Consider the following 17545-nt stretch of genomic DNA (forward strand, 5'->3'; position numbering starts at 1 on the left):
AGCCCCGATGTTCTTTGCCTCAGACAACGCCTCGGGCATCGCGCCCGACCTTCTCGCCGCGATGGGCGCCGCGGCGGGAGGATATGCCATGCCTTATGGCAATGACGACCTGACGCGCGCGGTCGAGGCGCGGGTGCGCGAGGTGTTCGAGGCGCCCGAGGCGCGCGTCTACCTGGTCGCGACGGGGACGGCGGCGAACGCGCTCGCGCTGGGCTGTCTCTGCCCGCCCTGGGGCCGTGTCTGGTGCCACGAGGCCGCGCATATCGAGCAGGACGAATGCAACGCGCCCGAATTCTACATGGGCGGCGCGAAGCTGAGCCTGATCCGGGGCGCGGAGGCGAAGATCGGTGCGGACGCGCTGGCCGCGGCACTCGACGCGGCGCAGCCGGGCGTCGTGCATTCGGCTCAGCCGGGGGCGCTGTCGATCACGCAGGCCACCGAGCTTGGCGCCACCTACACAGCCGCCGAGATCGCGGCGCTGTGCGATCTGGCAAAGGGCGCGGGCATCCCGGTCCACATGGACGGCACGCGCTTCTCGAACGCGGTGGCGCGGATGAATGCGCGCCCCGCCGACCTGACCTGGCGCGCGGGGGTGGACGTGCTCTGCCTCGGCGCCACCAAGTGCGGCGCCATGGCGGCCGAGGCGGTGATCCTGTTCGACCCCGCCCGCGCCTGGGAGTTCGAGCTGAGGCGCAAGCGCGGCGGGCATCTCTTCTCGAAGATGCGCTTCGTCGCGGCGCAGATGCTGGCCTGGCTCGAGGACGGGCTGTGGCTGCGCCTCGCGGGGCACGCGAACGCGATGGCGGACCGGCTCGCGGCGGGGCTGGCTGCGGCGGGGGCGGGGGTGCTGAACCCCATCGACGCCAACATGATCTTCGCGCGGATCACGCTCGCCCAGCACAGGCGCCTGCAGGCGGCGGGCGCGCGCTACTATCTCTGGCCCAAGGCGCAGGTGCCCGAGGGGGGTGGCGACGCGCCGGTCGAGATCCGGCTGGTCACCTCGTTTGCGACGACGCCCGAGGACGTCGACCGCTTCCTCGACGCGCTGCGGGGCTGAGGGGTGGCGCGCGAGATCGAAACGCTCTCAACCGCCTTCGAGGCGGGACCCGCGCGCCGCATCGGGCTCGTCTCGCTCGCTTCCGACGAAACCTCGTCCGACGAGATGCGCGCCGTGCTGGCCGGGCCGGGCGTCGCGATCCACGAGACCCGTATCCCCAACAGCGACACGATCACCGCCGAGAGCCTCTCCGCGATGGCCGAGGGGTTGACCGAGGCCGCCTCGCGCCTGCCCGGCGCCGTGCCCTATGACGCGGTGGCCTATCTCTGCACCTCGGCGGCGATGCTGATCGGTTCGGACGGCGTGGCGGCGCGCATCCGCGCGGCCTGCCCGGGTGCTGCGGTCACGAACCCCATGGAGGCGGGCCTCGCCGCCTGCCGGGCCCTGGAGGCGCGCCGCATCGCACTGGCGACGCCCTATGTGGCCGAGGTGACCGAGCGGCTTGCCCTGACCTTCGAGGCCGCCGGTTTCGAGGTCGCGCGCGCCGCCAGTTTCTTCGTGCAGTCCGACACGAGAGCCGCGCGAATCTCGGCGGCGGCGCTGTCGGACGCGGTTACGGCGCTCTCGCCGGGCGTGGATGCCGTGTTCCTCTCCTGCACCACGTTGCGCACGGTCCACCATGTCGCGGCGATCGAGGCGCGGGCGGGTGTTCCGCTGGTCACCTCGAACCAGGCGTTGGCCTGGCGGATTGCGGCCCTTGCCGGTGTCGCGCCGCGGCCGGGGGCGTGGGGCGCGCTGTGGGCGCGGACGGGTTGAGCCGCATCAGCTGCGCTGGAGCACGATCAGCCGCCGCATCGCCTCGACCCCCAGCGCGGGACCGATGGCCAGCGCCGCGAGCGTTGCGGGCCAGCCGATCGAGGCGGCCACCAGCGGCGTCACCTGCACGGTGAGGATCGTGAGGCCGAAGCCCAGCGCCGTCTGGAAGGTCATCAGGCTCCCCGCCGCCTCGCGGGGCGCTGCGTCGGCCACCAGCGCCGAGAACTGTGCCGAGTCGGGGATCACGGCAAGCCCCCACAGGATCAGGGCGGCCGCCGTCAGCCACACCGGCCCGCCGAAGCTCGCGGCGGTGGCGAGCGCGGCCGCACCGCTGCCGATCATCGCCCATTGCGCGACGCGCGCCTTGCCGATGCGGTCGGCCAACCGCCCCGCGGGCGCGCAGGCGAGCCCGCCCACGGCGATCGCGGCGAAGGCCACCAGCCGCGCCGTCTCGCCCGCAGCCGCGTCGCCCGCGATCGTGAACGAGACGGTCGCCGCCGCCCCGATCCATGCCCAGAAGGCGTAGAGCTCCCACATGTGCCCGAGATACCCGGCATAGGCGAGCCTCAGCCGCCGATCGGACCAGGCGAGGCCGATGACGCGGGGGTCGAACGCGCCGGCCCGTGCATGGTGCGGGCCGAGCCCCACGCCCAGCATCAGCACGCCCGCGAGCGCGGCCAGCGCCGAGGTGACGGCGACCGTCGCGCGCCAGTCCGCTCCGCCCGCGAAGGCGATCAGGTGCGGCGCGGCCGAGCCCACCGTCAGCGCGCCGACCAGCAGGCTCACGAGGAACCCGCGGTCGCGCGTGCCCCAGCCCACCGCGATCTTCATGCCGACCGGATAGACGCCGACGAGGCAGACGCCGGTCAGGAACCGCATCGCGACCTGCCCCGCGCCGCCCGGCGGCAGCACGATCAGCGCCGCATTGGCCGTGGCCGCGACGAGCGCGCACACCAGGAAAAGGCGGCGCGGGTCGAACCGATCCGCGAGCCCCAGCACCGCCGAGCCCAGCGCGCCCGCGACGAAGCCCGCCTGCACCGCGCTCGACAGTGCCGCCCCCGCGCCGGGGCCGAGGCCAGATTCCGCGACGATTTCCGGCAGGATGGCGGCCGAGACGAACCACAGGCTCATAGCCATCACCTGACCGAGCGCGATCAGCACGATGGCGCGGGTCTTGCCCGGCAGCGCGTCCTCCCCGGCCCCCGCGCGCATCGTCCCCGCCCCCGCCGGTCTCAGGCGTCGCGCCGGGCGGTGGCCTCGAAGCCCAGCGTCTCGGGCGCGAACTCGTAATGCGCGCCGCAGAACTGGCAGTCGGCGGTCACGCGGCCGTCCGGCGTCGTCATGTGGCCGATGTCCTTGGCGGAATACTGCGCCAGCGCCCGCTCGACCCGCTCGGCCGAGCAGGTGCAGCCGAAGGCGACCGGCTGGGGCGCGTGGACCCGCGGCGTCTCCTCGTGGAACAGGCGGTAGAGCAGGCGCTCCATCGTTACATGCGGGCCGATCAGCTCGTGCGTCTCGACGGTCGCCATCAGGATCGCGGCGCGGCTCCAGTCCTCCTCGCGGGCGCCCATCGCGGCGACGTCGTCGGCGGTCATCAGCCCTTCCTCGCCCGAGGGCGCATCGGGCGCGTGCCCGCCTGCCGAGGGAAGCTGCTGCAGCATCAGCCCGCCCGCGCGCCATGCCCGCGCGCCGCCGGGGCCCACCTCCTCGGCCGCCTCGACATGGAAGCGCGTGGCGAGCTGCTCGGACTGGGCGAAATAGGTCTCGGCGCAGGCCGAGAGGCTGCCGCCGGTCAGCGGCGTGATGCCCTGGTACGGCCGCATGTCCGCGCCCTGGTCGATGGTCACGCCAAAGACCCCCGCGCCCAGCAGGCCGAAGGGCGCGCCGTCCGCCGTCACGCCCTCGGGGTCGAAGCCCGCATAGGCACGCATCCGCGCGGGCTCGCCGGGCCGCTCGGGCGCGAAGTAGTCGGTCGCGACCAGCCGGATCGCGCCCTCGGCCCGGATCTGCAGGCTGAACTTCCACCTCAGCTTCACCGCCTGGCCGATCAGGGCGGTCAGCACCACGGCCTCGGCCACCAGCGCCGCGACGGGCGCCGGGTAGTTGTGGCCCGTGAGGATGCGGTCGAGCGTGCCGTCGAGCCGCGCGACCCGGCCGCGCATGGCGGATCGGTCGAGCCCGAAGGGCAGGATGGTGTCGTCGCCGGGACGGGGGGTGGGCTGTGTCTGGAACATGGCGCTCCACATAGTCCCTCGGCCCTGCGGTGAAAAGCCCGTTCCCGCGGCCCGCGCGATCTGGCAGAAGGGGCGCCATGAGACGCATCGGCGAGCCTTGGGCGCCCGGACGCCCCTATCGCGACCGGCGCGGCGCCTATGTGCTGGCGCTGCGCGAGGGGCGGCTTCTGGCGGTCTGGCAGGAGGACGAGCTGCAGCTTCCCGGCGGCGGCATCGACCCCGGCGAGAGCCCGATCCGCGCGCTCCACCGCGAGGTGCGCGAGGAGACCGGCTGGCTGATCGCCGACCCGCGGCGGCTGACGGCCTTCCAGCGCTATGCGTGGCTCTGGGATTACGGCTACTGGGCGCGCAAGGTGCAGTCGGTCTACATGGCGCGCGCGGTGCGCCGCCTCGGCCCGCCCTCCGAGCCCGGCCACGTTCCGGTCTGGCTTTCGCCCGACGAGGCCGCGCGGGCCCTGCATGTCGAGGGCGACCGGGAGATGGTGCGCCTTGCCCGCCGGCAGGGGCTGATCTGAGCGGCGTCTTGCAATGCCCCGCGATCGCGGGCATATTTCGCCGGCACTTTCTGCACTGTTGAACTGACCTGTCTGTCTACCGACCGCAGTCATTCGAACCGCTGCCGACTGCTGCCACAGCCGCCGCATCCCGCGGGCGGCGAGACTAGACAGGAGACCTCACATGGCCAAGGGCACTGTGAAGTGGTTCAACGCGACCAAGGGTTACGGCTTCATCCAGCCCGCCGACGGCGGCAAGGACGTGTTCGTCCACATCTCGGCCGTCGAGCGCGCCGGGCTGAACGGCCTCAATGACGGCCAGGCGATCACCTACGAGCTGATCACCGACCGCCAGGGCCGCAGCTCGGCCGGCGAGCTGAAGCTGGCCTGAGGGCTGGTTCGGCCGCGAGAGGGCGGCCTTGGAGACGGGACCCCCGGGGCGCGGGCCGCGGGGGTTTTCGCTTTTTGGGGGGCGTCGCGCGTGAAATTCGGGTCACGGCTCCGATGGGAAAGGACGGCCGTCTAGCCGGATGCGTCAGCGAGCATGTGAACGAGCGACCGACTTGTGCCTCCCGCTGCCCGAGAAAGCGGCGCACCCGGCACGCCGGGGGCAACACGGATATGGGACAGCGCGCGTCGCCGCAGGGCGGGGTTCACCCCGCCACTGGCCGTGCCTCGATTGTTGGGGTGAACCCCGCCCTGCGGTATGAGCCCCGGATTTGATACAGCGCGACAACAACGCTGCGAGTGATGCGGTGATCACGCAGTCGATAGGTTGTGGATGTACAGGTTCGGAGCGAGTGGCGCTTCAGAGGATTTTGGGAAACATAGCGTAGCCCAATAATTGGCCGCCCCCTCACAACACCCCCAGACACCACCGCACCACCCCCTTCTGCACGTGCAGCCGGTTCTCCGCCTCGTCGAACACCACCGACTGGGGGCCGTCGAACACCTCCGACGTGACCTCCTCCTCGCGATGCGCGGGCAGGCAGTGCATGAAGATGGCGTCGGGCTTGGCGTGGGCCATCAGGGCCGCGTTCACCTGGTAGGGCTTGAGCTGGTTGTGGCGGCGGTCGCGGGCGGTCACGTCGTCGTGCATCGACAGCCACGTGTCCGCGATCACGCAATCGGCCCCCACGACCGCCTTCATCGGGTCGCGCTCGAAGGTGATCACGGCGCCCCCGGCGCGGGCGGCCGCCACGATCTCGGGGTCGGGGTCCAGCGTCTCGGGGCCGGTGATGACAAGCTCGTAACCGAAGCGCTCGGCGCCGTGGATCCAGCTTGCGCAGACATTGTTGCCGTCACCGGTCCAGACGATCCGCGCCCCGCGGATCGGGCCCTTCCGCTCCTCGTAGGTCATCACGTCCGCCATGATCTGGCAGGGATGCGAGCGGTTCGTGAGCCCGTTGATCACCGGGACCGAGGCGGCCGAGGCCATCTCCTCGAGCGTTTCCGGCGCGAAGGTGCGGATCATGATGGCATCGACATAGCGCGACAGCACCCGCGCCGTGTCAGCCACGGTCTCGCCATGCCCGAGCTGCAGCTCGTTGCCCGAGAGCACCATGGTCTGCCCGCCCATCTGGCGGATGCCGCAGTCGAACGAGATGCGGGTCCGGGTCGAGGGCTTCTCGAAGATCAGCGCGACCATGCGGCCGGCCAGCGGCTGCTCGGCGTCGGGCGCGAGCCGGGGCTGGCCCGCGCGGGCGTCCTTGAGCGCCTGCGACTTGCCCAGGATCGCCCGCAGCTCGCCCGCCGCGACGAGGTCGAGGTCGAGGAAATGTCTCATGCCCCGGCCTTCGCCTTGACCGCCGCAAGCGCCGCACCGAGGCGGCGCACGCCCTCGGCGATGTCCGCGTCGGGAATGTTGAGCGGTGGCAGGATGCGCACCACGTTGTCGCCCGCCGGGACGGTGAGCACATGCGCGTCGCGCCCGGCCTGCACCACGTCGCCGCAGGCCGTACCCTCGCGGATCTTCAGGCCCAGCATCAGCCCCTCGCCGCGGATCTCCTCGACGATGTCGGCGTGCTCGTCGGCAAGCTCGCCAAGGCGCTGGGCGATGAGGCCCGACTTGCGCCGCACCTCGGCGAGGAAGGGCTCGTTCGCCACCTCCTCCATCACCGCGAGGCCGACCGCGCAGGCCAACGGGTTGCCGCCATAGGTGCTGCCATGCGTGCCGGCAACCATCCCCGAGGCCGCATGCTCGGTCGCGAGGCAAGCGCCCAGCGGAAAGCCGCCGCCGATGCCCTTGGCCACCGCCATGATGTCGGGCGCGATGCCCGCCTGCTCGTGCTTGAAGAGCGTGCCGGTGCGGCCCATGCCGCACTGGATCTCGTCGAGGATGAGCAGGATCCCGTGCTTGTCGCACAGCTCGCGCAGGCCGCGCAGGCACTGCGTGGGCACCGACCGGATGCCTCCCTCGCCCTGGATCGGCTCGATCAGGATGGCGGCGGTCTGCGGCCCGATGGCGGCATGGAGCGCGTCGTGGTCGCCGAAGGGCAGGTGGCGGAAGCCGGGCAGCAGCGGGCCGAAGCCCTTGGTCAGCTTCTCGGCCCCCGCGGCCGAGATGGTCGCGATGGTCCTGCCGTGAAACGAGCCCTCGAAGGTGATGATCTCGAAGCGGTCCTCGCCCTTCGCCGAGAAATGCTTGCGCGCGGTCTTGATGGCGCACTCCATCGCCTCGGCGCCCGAGTTCGTGAAGAACACGGTGTCGGCAAAGGTGGTCTCGACGAGGCGCGCGGCCAGCGCCTTCTGCTGCGGGATCTCGTAGAGGTTCGAGAGGTGCCAGACGCGTCGGGCCTGCGTCTCCAGAGCCGCGATCAGCTTCGGATGGGCATGGCCGAGCGCGTTCACGGCAATGCCGGCGCCGAAGTCGAGATAGGTCTCGCCCCCGGTCGTCATCAGCCACGCGCCCTCGCCCCGCTCGAACTCGAGCGGTGCCCGTGCATAGGTGGGCATCACGGGCGAAATCACCGGGCAGTCTCCCCTCATGGGTCCGCGCGCAACACGCGGATCGGACAAAAGAAAGCGCGCGCCCCGGGGGCAGGTGCCCGTGGGGCGCGCGATGCGGTTTTATCGCGCAGGGCCGGGGGCAAGTCAATCGGACCGGGCTGGCCAAGCGGGCCCGGCCGCGTAGAGTGGCGGGGAGATGGAACGGGAGGACGCAATGCAGATCATGCGCGCGGGCACGCGGCCGACGCGGCGGGCGGCGACGGAGTATTTCACCGGCACGGTGTGGCAGGATCCTGTCGTCGAGGCGCCCGACCCCGCCCGCGTGATGGCCTTGCGCGTGTCATTCGAGCCCGGCGCGCGGACGCATTGGCACACGCACCCGCTGGGTCAGACCCTGCATGTGCTGTCGGGCGTCGGGCGGGTGCAGGAGGAGGGCGGCCCGGTGCGCGAGATCGCGCCGGGCGACACGGTCTGGATCCCGCCCGGCGTCAGGCACTGGCATGGCGCGGCGCCGCAGACGGGGATGGTGCATCTGGCGATCCAGGAGCGCGAAGGCGGGCGCGCGGCGGACTGGCTGGGGCCGGTGAGCGACGAGGACTACCTTCGCGCGCCGGGCGAGGCGGCAGTGGACTGAACCGCACCCGCCGCGATGGCCCGGCGGATCGGTGCCCGGCGCAGGAAGGGGGAGCGCCGGGAGATCGGCCTGCAGCGAACGCCAAGCCCCGCGCGAAGCTCACGCGCGTTGGCCCGGCGCGGCGCGCGATGTGCTCAGAGGGAGCGGCAGCTACCGCTGCTGACCCGCGCGGCGGGCGCGCCGGTGTCGCCGGTGGCGAGCGTCAGGCTGAAGCCGCCATCGGCCCCCGTCTCGATCCTGCGGTCCCAGCCGGAGCAGCGCACCTTCCCGACCGTTACGCCGTCGGGCCCTTGGCTGAACTCCTCGGAGCAGACGAGCGGCAAGTCGGGTTCGCCCGTGCCGGGCGTGCGCAGGGTGTAGCAGCGTCCCGACTCGGGGTCGTAGCGGCCCTTGGCGGCGAGGCCGTCCATCCGGCAGGTCTCGCGCGGGTCTGAGACGAGGAAGAACTCGTCGAGGAAATCCTCGAGCGGTGCGCCCGAGGCGACGCGGAGCTCGGCCGTGCGCTCCTGGCAGAGCAGGGCGTTGGGCGGCGGGTCGAGGCGCACGGCGGCCGCGGTGACGCTGGCCGGCTGCGGCGCCACCAGCGGGGCAGGTTCGGGCGCGGCGGCGTCGAGCGTGATGCGGTCATAACCCGTGAGTGTCAGGGCAGCAGCGGCGATGACGATGGCGGCGCCAAAGGAATAGGTCGTGTCCATCTCGAAGCTCCGAACCCCACGCGGGGAAGCGAGATACGAAAACTCGAGCCGCGCTTGCGGCTCTCTCTCGGAACGCACGGCTCGACCTTGCGCGGGCCCCGCAAAGGATGGTCGACGCAGCAGGCGACACCGGCCACCGCCGGGGTGCGCGGGCTGGTCAACGTGGCAAACAGGGCGACCAGCAAGCAAATACACTCTGCCGCTACACCTGGAATCTGGCGGTCGCGGCTCGATCGACCGGAATCTTGCAAGGGTATCTACCCATTCCTTGCGCCCCGGCACGCAACTTGAAGTGTCATCCTTAATTGATCGTTAATCAACGAAAACGCGGGATACGGCTCGGATTCATGTGCCTCGCCGCCGCGTCGGGCCGGGCCTGCTCAATCTTTGGGCGAAAGATTCCTCGGAGAATCGCGCCATCGGTGACGGGCCGCGAATCACCGCGGGCCATGGGTGGCGCCCTGCGCCGCGCTCGGGCCGCCTGTCCGCGCCACCCATGGCCGTGCCGGTCTAGGACTGTCGGGCCTGGCATCGCGCTGCCGCCGGTGCGCGCCAGGCGTCGGCCGAGTGCCGTGGCGCGGGCGGCCGGCACGCCGCCAACGGGCCTGCTTGTCAGGCCGGGCGGGTTTCGACTAGGTTCGCCGCGCGACCCGGCAGGGCCGGCCCGGAAGCGGGCGCCTGCACGCGGGGGCGGCGCCGGTTTAGCTCAGCTGGTAGAGCAGCGGTTTTGTAAACCGAAGGTCGGGGGTTCGAGTCCCTCAACCGGCACCATAGCCGCCGTTGCCGTGGCGCGGGGCATTGTGGCCGCGCCTGCTCCCCGGCCTCAGGCGAATTCGCCCTGCACCTGCCATGTGGGCCAGTCTGCCTGCGGCGTGTGGAACAGCCACAGGCGCGGCCCCTCGGCGGTGTCGACGCGCCAGTAGTCGCGCGTGCCGGTGCGCCAGGCAGGATCGTCCCACCACCATTCCGGCGCGATCCGTTCGGGGCCGGTGGCCTCGAGCGTCGCAAGCGTGCGGCCGCGCCATCGGAAGCGGGCGGGCGGGCGTGCCGGGAGGGAGGCCGGGCGGTCGCCCGCGGGCAAGGATTGCGGGCAGCCGCCCGCGGGTATGGATTGCGGGCAGCCGCCCGCGGGGGCGAGCTCGGTCACCGGTTCGGGCGGGAACAGCGTGATCGGGCGCGGCGGCGCGTCCGCGCCCGGCCCCGGCCAGCGCGCGGGCTCGGACCAGGCGGCGGCGGCCAGAGTGAAGGCGCGCTCGGGGATGTGGCTCTCGGCCGGCAGCAGGCGGATCACCGCCTCGAAGCCGATGCGGTTGCCGATGCGGGCGATCAGGTCGGAGAGGCGATCGTCCGCTGCGGCATCCCGCCGACCCTGCCGCGCGGATCCCATGCCCAGGTCGGTGGTGGCGTGGGCCGCGCCCAGCGCGGCGGTTGTCTGGGCGGGAGCCAGCGGCTCGGTCTCGACCGCCTCCAGCCGCAGCGCGTCGATGCCGAAGCCCGCATCCAGCGCCTCGACCTGTGGGCGGAATAGCGCGCCCAGCCGCGCGGGGTCGCGCAGCGGGCGGGCGAGGCGGATCAGCGCGGCCTGATCGGCGCCATCGACCCGCCGGGCGCTGAGGCGCATCGCCCTCGCCCCCATCCGGGCCCGTTCGAGCTGCGCGCACACCCGGTCGAGCAGCCGCCCGAGCCCGGCCATCACATCGGGCACGAGGCCGATCGGCTCGGGCAGCGACAGGCGGGCGGCGAAGATGGGCGCGGCGGCGAGCGCCGAGACCGGCTCGGGCTCGGCACCCAGCGCCTGGTCGAGCCGGCGCATCGCCTCGATGCCGAAGCGCCGCGCCAGCGGGCCGCGCGCCACCCCCGCGAGATCGCCCACCGTGGCCAGCCCCGAGGCAGCGAGCGCGCCCGCCGTCGCGGGATCGAGCCGCAGCGCCGTGACGGGCAGGGGCGCGAGCGCCGCGCGGGTCCGGCCGGGGGGCGCGATGGCCGGGCTCTCGCGCCCGAAATGGGCCAGCGCCCAGGCCGCGCCGCGGGTGTCGGCCATCGCCACCCGGGCGGTCAGGCCCAGCCCTTCCAGCCCCTCGGCCAGCGCCACGAGCATCCCTCCCTCGCCGCCGAACAGATGCGCGGCCCCGGTCGCGTCGAGCACGAGAGCGCCCGCCCCCGGCGCGGCCGTGTCGAGCCCCACGAGGGGCGAGAACCGCCCCGCCCACTGCGCCAGCGCGCGGCGGAAGTCGGCGAGGCGCTCGGGCTCGGCCGGCCGGGTGGCGAGGACGGGGCAGATCGCGCGCGCATCCGCAAGCCCCATGCCGGGGCCGAGCCCCGCCGCCGCCGCGGCACGGCTGACCGAGACGAGCCGCAGCGCGCCCCCCTCGGCCCCCGCGATGGCAAAGGGACGCCCGGCGCCCCTCAGCCCCTCGCGCCTCAGGCCGTGCTCGGCGCCGAGATGGGGGAGCGCGACCGAGATGAAGCGCCGCCGCGTCATCGGCGCTCAGGCGGGCGCGGCGTGCCGCCCGAGAACCACCTCCCACCTGCCGGGCTGGCCATGCCGGGATTTGATCCGGGTCCAGCCGTGGCGCGCGCTGCCGCCCGGCGATGGAAGGGGGGCTGCGTGCCAGCGGCTCTCGGCCGCGTTGGTGGCGAGCCCGCCCTCCGGCACCAGGCAGAGCCCGATCCCGCCTCCCGACCCGGCGGCGAGCTGGAGGCGCCGGCTTTGCGTGAGGTCGGCGGCGCGGTCGAGTTCGGCCACCACCAGTGGCGCCGCGCCCGAGCGCAGCGCCTCCTCCATCGTCTGCAGAAGGGCGAGCCGGCCCACCGGCCGGACCAGGATCAGGCGGGCGGGGTCGAAATGCCCGGCGAGCCCCTGCGGGCAGAGCATCTCGCGCAGCCGCGCATCGATCAGCCACAGCACCGGCCCGTCGAGTCCGCCTGCGATGGCCGCGGCGAAGGCCCGCCGCCCCGGCCCCGTCGCCTCGTGCAGCCGCCCCGCCGCGAGCGATGCCTCGGCCAGCAGCGCGCCGGGCGGAAGGGCCGTCGCGGGCCCGGCCGGAGGGGCGGCGCCCGCCCCGCGCCGTAAGGCCGCGGACGCCAGCCCGGCCGGGGCCGGGGGCGCAGTGCGCAGCATGTCGGAAACGGCTTTGTTCATGTTGTGTTCTTATCGCGATTCGACCGCCAAGGTCCAGCGCCGTGGATCCCGGTGGCCCGGTCGTGCCGGTCATCAGTCGACCGACGGGGCGCCCATGATCATGGCCGGCTCGCGATCTTCGGGCTGGTTGGGCGGCGCGGCGAGGGGCGGCCGCGCCGTCTGCCGCTCGCGCCACCGCTCGCCCAGCACCAGCGCGCCGAGGAGGAACGGCGCGAGCACGAAGTTGATGTCGCTCGCGAAATGCATGAGCAGCACGAGATCGACCATCGAGCCCCCGAGCGCGAGCGCAAGGACGAGGCACTCGCCGGGAAAGAAGCCTCTCGCACGGGCGTGGCGGATCTGGAACAGCCCGCCGACGAACAGCGTGAGCATGTCGTAATCGAGCACGCGCGGCGAGATCGCCATGCAGGCATAGGCGATCAGCGCGGCCCGCGCGTCATCGGCCAGGCCAGGCCTGCGCAACGCCCGAAGCATCACCCACAGCACCGCGGCGGACACGAGCCCCTGCACCGCCATCGCCGTCGCGAAGTCGAAGCCGTCGAGGCGCAGCCGGCCATAGACCGAGCCGTAGAGCTGCCACTGCACCTTGCCATCGGCGAACATCTCGGCCGTGCGCCCCATGGCCGCGAAGAAGGCGCGCCAGGTCTCGGCGCCCAGCGCCGCGACCGAGAGCGCCCCAAGGCCGAGGGCCGTTGCCGTCGCCGCGGCGAGAAGGCGCCACCGCCCCTCGGCAAGCGCCGCGACCGGCAGGGCGAGCGCAAGCTGCGGCTTGACGGCGAGCAGGCCCAGCGCCGCGCCCGCCGCAACGGGCCGCTCGTGCCACCACAGCAGCGCAAGCCCCGTCAGCGCGGCCGTGAGGAAGCCGGTCTGGCCGTTCACCAGGATCACGATGGTGGGCCCCGCGAGCAGCACCGCGAGCATCGGCGCGCGTCCGGGCAGGATGCGCCGCACCACCATCAGGAACCCCGCGAGCGTCACGAAGATCCAGACCGCGCGCGCGGGCGCCGGCGCAAGCAGGCCGAACGGGGTGACCAGAAGCTGGAAATGCGGCGGGTAATGCCAAGGCATCCAGTTACGGTACTCGGCCTCGAGATGCGCCGTCTGGATGTCGCGATGCGCCTCCCAGTCATAGGCCAGCGCCGGCGTGCCATCCAGCGTCAGCGCCGCCGCCGCCCAGAAGGCCGAGAAATCGGGGACGAAAGTCTGCAGCATCCCCGGCGTTTTCGCGATCACCACGAGCACGAGCAGCAGCAGGACGACCGTCAGGGTCGCGCCGAAAAGGATCGCGGCATAGGCAAGCCGGTCGCCGAGCCGGTTCGTCCAGCGCAGGAGGTCCAGGAGGACTCGTGCCGGCGCCGGGCGGATCATGCGCGATCCTCGCGATCCGGGTTCATTCGCCGCCTGCGGCGAAAGACCAGCGCCTGCTGGACGGCGAAGTTGACCGCAGGCATCACCACGACCATCAGCACGATGCCGACGCCATAACCCGCCCCCAGCACGTCGAGCGCGAGATGCATGAGCGCCTGGCTTCCCGCGAGCGCCGAGAGCGAAACCACGACGAAGCGCATCGCCGTCTCGCCATGCGGATGGGTCGAGCCGAAGCTCCAGTGATAGTGACCCAGATACGAGACCGGCAGGGCCAGCGCGAAGCCTGCGAGGTTCGCGAGCCGCGGGTCGACGCCGCCGAGTTCGACCAGCGCGGTGAGCGCGAGCACATGGGTGAGCGTCGCCGCGACGCCGACGATGCCGAAGCGCAGGAAGCGCCCGGCAAACCCCGCCGCCGCCGCGCCCCGGGCGCGCCGCACCTCAGCCCGCATCGGAGCCGATCCCCCAGGCGGCGCGCACCAGATAGACCGGCCGGCGCTTGGTCTCGACCAGGATGCGCCCGACATATTCCCCGAGGATGCCGAGCGAGATCAGCTGCACGCCGCCGAGGAACAGCACCGCCGTCAGGATCGAGGCGAAGCCCGGCACGTCGGCGCCGAAGATCAGCGTGCGCAGGACGATGAAGCTGGCATAGAGGATCGCGAGGATCGCAACCGCGAAGCCCAGATAGCTCCAGACCCTGAGCGGGAAGGTCGAGAAGGCGGTGATCCCGTCGAGCGCGAAGTTCCAGAGCTTCCAGAAGCGGAACTTGCTGGCTCCCGCAGTCCGCTGGATATGGTCGTAGGGGAGTGTCGTCACCCGGAACCCTACCCAGGCGAACAGCCCCTTCATGAAGCGGTTACGTTCGGGCAACTGCCGCAGGGCGTCGATCACGGCGCGGTCCATCAGGCGGAAATCGCCGGTTTCGGGGGGGATTGGCTGCTCGGCGATGCGGTTGAAGACGCGATAGAAGGTCCGGCTCACAAAGCCGCGCGCGCGGCTGTCGGCCGAGCGGTCGGTGCGGGTGCATGCCACGACATCGAAGCCTTCACGCCAGCGCTCGATCATTCGGCCAATCAGCTCGGGCGGCTGCTGCAAGTCCGCGTCGATCGCCACGACGGCGTCGCCCTCCGCATGGTCGATTCCGGCCGACAGCGCGGCCTCCTTGCCGAAGTTGCGCGCGAGCGCGATCAGCTTGACGCGCGGCTCGGCTCCCCGGCGGGCGAGGACGCGGGCCACCGTCGCGTCGCGGCTGCCGTCGTCGATGCAGAGCACCTCGAAATCGCCCGCGAGCCCCGCGACGACGGGCAGCAGGCGGTCGAGGAAGGGGTCGACCGCCTCCTCCTCGTTGAACATCGGCACGATGATGCTGAGCCGGAAGGGATCGAGCCGGGCGCCCGCAACGGGCAGCCCGCCGCTCCCGATCGCGCCGCAATCGTCCTCTACCGCGTCCATCGTCGTTTCGCGCCATCCATCGCGACATCGGGCCGGCAGAGTCGCACCGACCTGCCGCCCCTGCAATCCCGGCTGCGCCCTCGGGGCCGGTATCGCGGGGGAATGTGGCAAAGATGCGGGCAGGCGGCGCGCGCGCCTCAGTCGCGCGGAAACAGGTTCTCCCACGCGCGGACGAGGAACTCGGGCCGCAATTGCGGCGAAACCCCCTCGAAGGCGCAGATCGACAGCGTCTGGTCGATCAGGAAGCGGGGGTGGAAGGCCTGATACTTCTTCCCCTGCCGGGCGTAGAGTTCGACCATCACGAAGGCCACCACCTCCTCGGTCAGGTCCACACCCATGCGGCGCGCGGTCTGCAGGAAGATGCGCACGAAGGTCTCCTCGTCGGGACTGTCGACGAGAATCTTGTAGCGCAGCCGCCTCAGCGCGGCGTCGTCCACGAGGCTCGAGGGCGCGATGTTGGTCGAGAAGACCACCAGGCTGTCGAAGGGCGCCTCGAACTTGCGGCCCGACTGGAGCGCGAGATAGTCCATGCCGTTCTCGAGCGGGATGATCAGGCGGTTGATCAGCTCCTGCGGGTGCTGGCGCTGGCGGCCGAAATCGTCGATCAGCATGACCCCGCCCGCCGCCTTCATCTGCATCGGCGCCTCGTAGACCCGGCTTACCGGGCTGTAGCTGAGATCGAGCATGTCGAGCGTGAGCTCGCCCCCCGCGACGATGCGGGGCCGCAGGCAGCGCACATAGCGCGGGTCGGCCTCGTCCCTGCGGCGCAGGGCCTCGGCGCCCTGCGGCCCGTCGTCGATGGCGGCATGCACGGCGGGGTCGTAGACGGTGATCACCTGGCGGTCGACCTCGACCGCATGGGGCAGCCAGACATGGTTGCCGAAGGCGCGCGTGATCGCCTCGGCGATCGAGGACTTGCCATTGCCGGGCGGGCCGTAGAGCAGCATCGAGGCGCCCGAATTCGCCGCGGGCCCGAGCTTGCCGACCAGCTCCGGCGCCAGCGTGAGCCGCGAGAACACGCGCTCGAGCGCCGGGCGCTGCAGCGTCTCCCCGCGGATCGACTGGGCCGCGACTTGCGCCGTGAAGGCCGGCATCGGCACCGGCGCGGGGCCGGCATACTCGCTCTGCGCCAGCGCCTCGAGCGCCCATTCGCGGCCCTTGCCGGTCAGCGCGTAGCGCATCTCGGCGGTCATCTTCGCGCCGAGCTGGCCCAGCGGCTCGATCAGCTTGCGCTCGCGCCCGATCCAGATCAGGTCGTCCACCACCTTGACCGGAAGACAAATCGCGCGCGCGAGTTCCGAGGGCCGCTCCAGCGCGTGTCGGTAGATCACCTTGCAGAGGTGGTCGACCAGGAAGTTCACGTCGAGCCCGGTTTCCGCGACGCTCTGCGGCGCCGCGGGCGCTCGGGGCGCCGCCGCCGCCGCCGCGCGCGCGTTGCGTCGGAGGGCTTCGGCGTCCGCGTCGTCCTGCGTGAGGGGCGCGCGGTCATAGGCTGCGGTGACGGTCATGCGCGGTCTCTCCGGCCTGGCGGGCCGCGCCCGTCGCCGGCGGCCCCGACACGGAGCATGCCGCGGCGTTCCCTTCCCGCCCCTTAACGAGGATGGTGAACCTGGCCGGTGCGCCGCCCGCTTCGGCTCAATGCCCTCCGAGCGCGGCGGATGGTGCGAGGCGCACGCCGCTCGCCTGCATCTCGGCCCGCGCCTCGGCCAGCGAGCCGGCGAGGTCGATGGCGCGGCAGCCGTCCTCGGCCACCGTCACCTGGAAGCCCAGCCGCGCCGCATCGACCGCCGAGTAGCGCACGCAGTAGTCGGTCGCGAGCCCGGCGAGCACGAGGCTGCGCACGCCTCGATCGGCCAGGTAGCCGCGCAGGGCGGTCGCCGTCCGGCGGTCGTTCTCGAAGAAGGCGGAATAACTGTCGATGGCGGGGCGGAAGCCCTTGCGGATCACCAGATGCGCCGGCTCGGTGCGCAGGTCGGGATGAAACTCGGCCCCCGGCGTGCCCTGCACGCAATGCTCCGGCCACAGCACCTGCGGGCCGTAGGGCATCTCGGTCATCTCGAAGGGCGCCTTGCCGGGATGCGAGGCGGCGAAGGAGAGATGCCCCTCGGGGTGCCAGTCCTGGGTCAGCACCACCGTCGCGAAGCGGTCCATCAGCCGGTTGATCACCGGCACCACCTCGTCGCCACCGGCAACCGCGAGCGCGCCACCGGGGCAGAAGTCGAGCTGGACGTCGATGACGATGAGCGCGGTGTCGTCAGGGAAGTGCAGCATCGCGGGCGCCGGGTCAGCCGAGGCGTTCGAGCAGCGCCAGCAGCGCCGCGCGTTCGGGCGGGGTCAGGGGGGCGAGCGTCTCCTCGGTGATTGCCCGAGCGGCCGGGATCAGCCGGGCGAGCGCCGCGCGCCCCTGCTGCGTGAGGCCGACCATGACGCGCCGCCGGTCGTGCGGGCTTGCCGAGGTCTCGGTCAGCCCGCGCGCGCCCAGCCGGTCGATCACCCCCTTGATGGTGGCGGCGTCCATCGCGGTCGCGCGGCCCAGCTCGTTCTGGCTTACCGGCCCGATCTCGGCGGTCTTGGCCAGGGCCGCGAACTGGGTGGGCGTAAGCTCCGGGATGCCTGCGTTGAAGATCGCGATGTGGCGCTGTGAGGCGCGGCGCAGCAGGAAGCCGATCTGCGCGTCGAGCCGGTAGCCGGCGTCCTCGGGGTCGAGCATCGCGGCCGGGTCGCCTGCGGGGCCGTTCACGGCACGCGCCCCGGCGCGCTTGGC

At 72.4% G+C, this 17545-nt stretch carries 18 protein-coding genes and 1 tRNA gene; 6 read left to right on the forward strand and 13 right to left on the reverse strand.

Annotation, left to right across the window (positions count from 1 at the left end; genetic code table 11):
- The first annotated feature begins 7 nt into the window (after window positions 1–7).
- Window positions 8–1057 carry a threonine aldolase family protein gene (locus M1105_RS12240; RefSeq protein ID WP_249580656.1) on the forward strand — a complete coding sequence of 350 codons (1050 nt, stop codon included), beginning with the start codon at window positions 8–10 and terminating at the stop codon, window positions 1055–1057.
- 3 nt (window positions 1058–1060) lie between these two features.
- Window positions 1061–1813: a maleate cis-trans isomerase family protein gene (locus tag M1105_RS12245; protein ID WP_249580657.1), complete on the forward strand. Its 753-nt coding sequence runs from the start codon at window positions 1061–1063 to the stop codon at window positions 1811–1813.
- Between the two features lie 6 nt (window positions 1814–1819).
- On the opposite strand, the gene M1105_RS12250 is transcribed toward M1105_RS12245, so the two are convergent.
- Together M1105_RS12250 and hslO are read right to left on the reverse strand one after the other, a co-directional pair.
- Entirely contained in the window at window positions 1820–3025 is a 1206-nt protein-coding gene (locus M1105_RS12250) for an MFS transporter (RefSeq protein WP_249580658.1), read from the reverse strand.
- A 20-nt stretch (window positions 3026–3045) separates the two neighbouring features.
- Window positions 3046–4047 (reverse strand): Hsp33 family molecular chaperone HslO, encoded by a 1002-nt coding sequence (gene hslO / locus M1105_RS12255; protein WP_249580659.1) that lies wholly within the window; start codon window positions 4045–4047, stop codon window positions 3046–3048.
- Between the two features lie 77 nt (window positions 4048–4124).
- Here hslO and M1105_RS12260 point away from each other — a divergent pair, with 77 nt between their 5' ends.
- Together M1105_RS12260 and M1105_RS12265 are read left to right on the forward strand one after the other, a co-directional pair.
- Complete coding sequence (locus M1105_RS12260) at window positions 4125–4562, forward strand: NUDIX domain-containing protein (protein WP_249580660.1); 438 nt, start codon at window positions 4125–4127, stop codon at window positions 4560–4562.
- A gap of 163 nt (window positions 4563–4725) precedes the next feature.
- A complete protein-coding gene (locus M1105_RS12265) occupies window positions 4726–4932 on the forward strand; it encodes a cold-shock protein (RefSeq protein ID WP_249580661.1) in 207 nt (68 codons plus the stop codon).
- Window positions 4933–5397: 465 nt separating this feature from the next.
- On the opposite strand, the gene argF is transcribed toward M1105_RS12265, so the two are convergent.
- Both argF and M1105_RS12275 read right to left on the reverse strand, forming a co-directional pair.
- Complete coding sequence (argF, locus tag M1105_RS12270) at window positions 5398–6327, reverse strand: ornithine carbamoyltransferase (RefSeq protein ID WP_249580662.1); 930 nt, start codon at window positions 6325–6327, stop codon at window positions 5398–5400.
- Entirely contained in the window at window positions 6324–7511 is a 1188-nt protein-coding gene (locus M1105_RS12275) for an aspartate aminotransferase family protein (protein ID WP_249580663.1), read from the reverse strand. Before M1105_RS12275 ends, argF begins: the two co-directional genes overlap by 4 nt.
- 193 nt (window positions 7512–7704) lie before the next feature.
- On the opposite strand from M1105_RS12275, the gene M1105_RS12280 reads away from it, so the two are divergent.
- Entirely contained in the window at window positions 7705–8124 is a 420-nt protein-coding gene (locus tag M1105_RS12280; protein ID WP_249580664.1) for a (R)-mandelonitrile lyase, read from the forward strand.
- Window positions 8125–8258: 134 nt separating this feature from the next.
- On the opposite strand, the gene M1105_RS12285 is transcribed toward M1105_RS12280, so the two are convergent.
- On the reverse strand, window positions 8259–8819 hold the full coding sequence (locus M1105_RS12285; protein ID WP_249580665.1) for a hypothetical protein: 561 nt from the start codon (window positions 8817–8819) through the stop codon (window positions 8259–8261).
- Window positions 8820–9514: 695 nt separating this feature from the next.
- On the opposite strand from M1105_RS12285, the gene M1105_RS12290 reads away from it, so the two are divergent.
- Window positions 9515–9590 (forward strand) — tRNA-Thr (locus M1105_RS12290).
- 52 nt (window positions 9591–9642) lie between these two features.
- Here M1105_RS12290 and M1105_RS12295 read toward each other — a convergent pair.
- From M1105_RS12295 to M1105_RS12330, 8 genes are all read right to left on the reverse strand, one after another.
- A complete protein-coding gene (locus M1105_RS12295) occupies window positions 9643–11301 on the reverse strand; it encodes a Y-family DNA polymerase (RefSeq protein ID WP_249580666.1) in 1659 nt (552 codons plus the stop codon).
- 6 nt (window positions 11302–11307) lie between these two features.
- A complete protein-coding gene (locus M1105_RS12300) occupies window positions 11308–11961 on the reverse strand; it encodes an ImuA family protein (protein WP_249580667.1) in 654 nt (217 codons plus the stop codon).
- A 72-nt stretch (window positions 11962–12033) separates the two neighbouring features.
- Window positions 12034–13329: a glycosyltransferase family 87 protein gene (locus M1105_RS12305; protein ID WP_249580668.1), complete on the reverse strand. Its 1296-nt coding sequence runs from the start codon at window positions 13327–13329 to the stop codon at window positions 12034–12036.
- Window positions 13326–13778 (reverse strand): GtrA family protein, encoded by a 453-nt coding sequence (locus M1105_RS12310; protein ID WP_249580669.1) that lies wholly within the window; start codon window positions 13776–13778, stop codon window positions 13326–13328. The genes M1105_RS12305 and M1105_RS12310 overlap by 4 nt, the downstream gene beginning before the upstream one ends.
- Window positions 13768–14781: a glycosyltransferase family 2 protein gene (locus M1105_RS12315; protein WP_249580670.1), complete on the reverse strand. Its 1014-nt coding sequence runs from the start codon at window positions 14779–14781 to the stop codon at window positions 13768–13770. Before M1105_RS12315 ends, M1105_RS12310 begins: the two co-directional genes overlap by 11 nt.
- 137 nt (window positions 14782–14918) lie before the next feature.
- Window positions 14919–16289, reverse strand: coding sequence for an AAA family ATPase (locus M1105_RS12320; protein WP_249580671.1), 1371 nt, complete (start codon window positions 16287–16289; stop codon window positions 14919–14921).
- A gap of 127 nt (window positions 16290–16416) precedes the next feature.
- A complete protein-coding gene (pncA, locus tag M1105_RS12325; RefSeq protein WP_249580672.1) occupies window positions 16417–17052 on the reverse strand; it encodes a bifunctional nicotinamidase/pyrazinamidase in 636 nt (211 codons plus the stop codon).
- Window positions 17053–17065: 13 nt separating this feature from the next.
- Window positions 17066–17521 (reverse strand): MarR family winged helix-turn-helix transcriptional regulator, encoded by a 456-nt coding sequence (locus M1105_RS12330; protein ID WP_319936792.1) that lies wholly within the window; start codon window positions 17519–17521, stop codon window positions 17066–17068.
- Window positions 17522–17545 lie beyond the last annotated feature (24 nt).

The organism is Thermohalobaculum sediminis (assembly GCF_023487995.1).
GTDB classification, from domain to species: Bacteria; Pseudomonadota; Alphaproteobacteria; order Rhodobacterales; family Rhodobacteraceae; genus Thermohalobaculum; species Thermohalobaculum sediminis.

What these genes read in the sequence shown, in the direction of transcription:
- M1105_RS12240 (WP_249580656.1), top strand. Translation starts at nt 8, where the DNA reads ATGTTCTTTGCCTCAGACAACGCCTCGGGCATCGCGCCCGACCTTCTC.
- M1105_RS12250 (WP_249580658.1), bottom strand. Translation starts at nt 3,025, where the DNA reads ATGCGCGCGGGGGCCGGGGAGGACGCGCTGCCGGGCAAGACCCGCGCC.
- hslO (WP_249580659.1), bottom strand. Translation starts at nt 4,047, where the DNA reads ATGTTCCAGACACAGCCCACCCCCCGTCCCGGCGACGACACCATCCTG.
- M1105_RS12260 (WP_249580660.1), top strand. Translation starts at nt 4,125, where the DNA reads ATGAGACGCATCGGCGAGCCTTGGGCGCCCGGACGCCCCTATCGCGAC.
- M1105_RS12265 (WP_249580661.1), top strand. Translation starts at nt 4,726, where the DNA reads ATGGCCAAGGGCACTGTGAAGTGGTTCAACGCGACCAAGGGTTACGGC.
- argF (WP_249580662.1), bottom strand. Translation starts at nt 6,327, where the DNA reads ATGAGACATTTCCTCGACCTCGACCTCGTCGCGGCGGGCGAGCTGCGG.
- M1105_RS12280 (WP_249580664.1), top strand. Translation starts at nt 7,705, where the DNA reads ATGCAGATCATGCGCGCGGGCACGCGGCCGACGCGGCGGGCGGCGACG.
- M1105_RS12285 (WP_249580665.1), bottom strand. Translation starts at nt 8,819, where the DNA reads ATGGACACGACCTATTCCTTTGGCGCCGCCATCGTCATCGCCGCTGCT.
- M1105_RS12295 (WP_249580666.1), bottom strand. Translation starts at nt 11,301, where the DNA reads ATGACGCGGCGGCGCTTCATCTCGGTCGCGCTCCCCCATCTCGGCGCC.
- M1105_RS12300 (WP_249580667.1), bottom strand. Translation starts at nt 11,961, where the DNA reads ATGAACAAAGCCGTTTCCGACATGCTGCGCACTGCGCCCCCGGCCCCG.
- M1105_RS12305 (WP_249580668.1), bottom strand. Translation starts at nt 13,329, where the DNA reads ATGATCCGCCCGGCGCCGGCACGAGTCCTCCTGGACCTCCTGCGCTGG.
- M1105_RS12310 (WP_249580669.1), bottom strand. Translation starts at nt 13,778, where the DNA reads ATGCGGGCTGAGGTGCGGCGCGCCCGGGGCGCGGCGGCGGCGGGGTTT.
- M1105_RS12315 (WP_249580670.1), bottom strand. Translation starts at nt 14,781, where the DNA reads ATGGACGCGGTAGAGGACGATTGCGGCGCGATCGGGAGCGGCGGGCTG.
- M1105_RS12320 (WP_249580671.1), bottom strand. Translation starts at nt 16,289, where the DNA reads ATGACCGTCACCGCAGCCTATGACCGCGCGCCCCTCACGCAGGACGAC.
- pncA (WP_249580672.1), bottom strand. Translation starts at nt 17,052, where the DNA reads ATGCTGCACTTCCCTGACGACACCGCGCTCATCGTCATCGACGTCCAG.